Origin of the sequence: uncultured Limnohabitans sp. (genome assembly GCF_937889215.1) — a bacterium.
In the GTDB taxonomy this organism is placed as follows: Bacteria; Pseudomonadota; Gammaproteobacteria; order Burkholderiales; family Burkholderiaceae_C; genus Limnohabitans_A.
This window is the reverse complement of sequence record NZ_CALBEX010000321.1, coordinates 1-2,485: the sequence shown is the minus strand read 5'-3', so window position 1 is coordinate 2,485 and position 2,485 is coordinate 1. Positions and strand designations below refer to the sequence as shown.

Here is a 2,485-nt window from a genome sequence, read left to right as displayed (position 1 = left end):
GTTGATAACCTCTGGCGCCCGGCGCTCGATCTCGGGGTTGCCGCGTTGGACCGAGTCAAAGTCAAGGTTGGCGGCGTTGGTGCCCGTGGCCATGGAGCTGGCCGCGCTGCCGCCCATGCCAATGCGCATGCCAGGGCCGCCCAGCTGGATCAGCAAGCTGCCCGCAGGGAATTCGATCTTTTTGGTTTGCTCGGCGTCAATCTGACCCAGACCGCCCGCGATCATGATGGGCTTGTGGTAGCCACGCACCACACCATCCACGGTCTGCTCGTATTCGCGGAAATAGCCCAGCAAGTTGGGACGGCCAAACTCGTTGTTGAACGCCGCGCCGCCCAATGGACCTTCGGTCATGATCTGCAACGGGCTGGCGATGTGCTCGGGTTTACCGCCCACTTGGTCCGACATGCCACCCCAGAGTTTGGACACGGTGAAGCCCGACAAACCCGCCTTGGGCTTGGAGCCGCGACCGGTCGCACCTTCGTCGCGGATCTCGCCGCCCGCGCCCGTGGATGCGCCGGGGAAAGGCGAAATCGCGGTCGGGTGGTTGTGGGTTTCCACTTTCATCAGCACATGGTGCAAGGCTTGCTCGGCTTGGTAAGCCGCGCCCTGCTCACCGGTTCTGGCCACAAAGCGCTCAATGTTGTGGCCTTCCATCACCGAGGCGTTGTCCGAATACGCCACCACCGTGTGCTGGGGGCTGCGTTGGTGCGTGTTGCGGATCATGCCGAACAAGCTCTTGGGCTGGGCCACACCGTCGATGGTGAACTCGGCATTGAAAATCTTGTGGCGGCAGTGCTCGCTGTTGGCCTGCGCGAACATCATCAACTCCACATCGGTGGGGTTGCGTTTGAGACCCGTGAAAGCGGTGACCAAATAATCGATTTCGTCTTCGGCCAGGGCCAAGCCCCAAGTTTTGTTGGCTTCTTCGAGTGCCTTCTTTCCCATTTCAGGGCCGCCACCCAACACATCCACATGGTCCATTGGCGCCGGCTCTAGCGCGGTGAACAAGGCCGCCGCCTCATAGCGGCCGGGCATGGCCGACTCGGTCATGCGGTCGTGCAGCGCAGCGGCAACTTGGCCCAACTGCTCGGCGCTGAGCTTGGCGGTTCCCAGCAAACCCGACTTGAGCGTCAAACGGTATTCGGTCAGGCGCTCGACGCGGCGCACCTCAAAACCGCAGTTGTGGGCAATGTCAGTGGCTTTGGACGCCCAAGGCGACACGGTGCCCAAGCGGGGGCTGACCACGATCACGGGGCCGTCGGTCGGTCCGGCGTAAGGCTCGCCATAAGTCAGGAGGGCTGAAAGTGACTGTTTGTGGGCCTCGGCCAAAGGCGTGGTGGTGGCGACCAGGTGGACAAAACGAGCCGAAATGCCCTGAATTTGCGGTGAAATGGCGGCCAATCGTGGCAACAGCTGGGCAATGCGAAAGTCACTGATGGCGCTGGCGCCTTCAAAAGTCGTGATGTGCAGGGACACGGGGTGGCCTTGTAAAGAGACGGAAAACCGCTGTTCCGGGGCCGCTGACTGGGGCTGACCGGCAAAGCGCCTATTTTAGCTGGGGAAACCCTGATTTCTGAGCGCAATGGGCAGATCAAAGACGGATCAGGATCGCGTGAAAAGGGTGATCAATACCAATCGGTCAATCTGGTCCAAGCACTTAACGGTCTTTTAACTTGTAGGTCGGCGGCTTCAGCCCCGACATGGACTTTTGCCATGCCCGGCGATTTCGGACCTGAAGGTGCCGACCTACAGCGGACCGTCTTACTTCTGCAAGAAAGTCCCCATCAAGCCTCAACCCAGCACCGAAGTCGCCTCCATCTCGCGCCGGATTTTGTAGGCGTGGGTGCTGGTGTCCATGGCCACATCGTCCCAAGTCAGGCTTTGGCCCTTGGCCACAGGGCGAATGACCTTGACACCGTGCGCCAAGCCCAGCGGCACGCCTCCCATGCGCTTGGAGGTGGCGGCGGGCAGCAGCTTGCCCCAGACGGTGTAACCGCCCTCGCCGTCCAGCATGTCGCCAGGCTTCAAGTCGCGCTTGGCGGTGGCGACCACGTCGGCATTCCAGCCGATGGCCACACCGGTGGGTTCGTTGCGCAGGGCCACACTCGCCACGCTCACGCCCACTTCCAGGCCAATCAAATGCCAGCGCTTGTAAAGAGTGAAGTAACGGCCCGAGGGGTCGGTGTGGGCGTTGTACTCTTCAAAGCAGTTTTTGATGTAGTCGGTCTCGGCCTCCACCGTGACCCACACGCCCATGCGGATGTCGTAAGGGATTTTTCGGCCATCGGTTTCCAGACTGGAAATGACCTCGACCATGCCCTTGCGCTCCAGTACGCCGCCTTCCGAGATCGGGCGGGTGACATACGGAATGTCTTCCACACTGGCGGGTGGGTAAAGCAAACCGTTGCTGGGCACGCCCAAACCGGTGGCATTCGACACCGCCGTACTTTCAGTCGAGGGCTTGGAGCCGTCCAAAAAGCTGTTG

The 2,485-nt window shown here is 61.1% G+C and carries 1 protein-coding gene and 1 pseudogene; both read right to left on the bottom strand.

Annotated features, from left to right (window positions below):
- Nucleotides 1-1,476: pseudogene (locus tag Q0341_RS08230) on the bottom strand (phosphoribosylformylglycinamidine synthase); the annotation flags it as partial.
- A 315-nt stretch (nucleotides 1,477-1,791) separates the two neighbouring features.
- Nucleotides 1,792-2,485 (bottom strand): SAF domain-containing protein (locus Q0341_RS08225; RefSeq protein WP_299511980.1); only part of this gene is annotated, 694 nt, incomplete at its 5' end.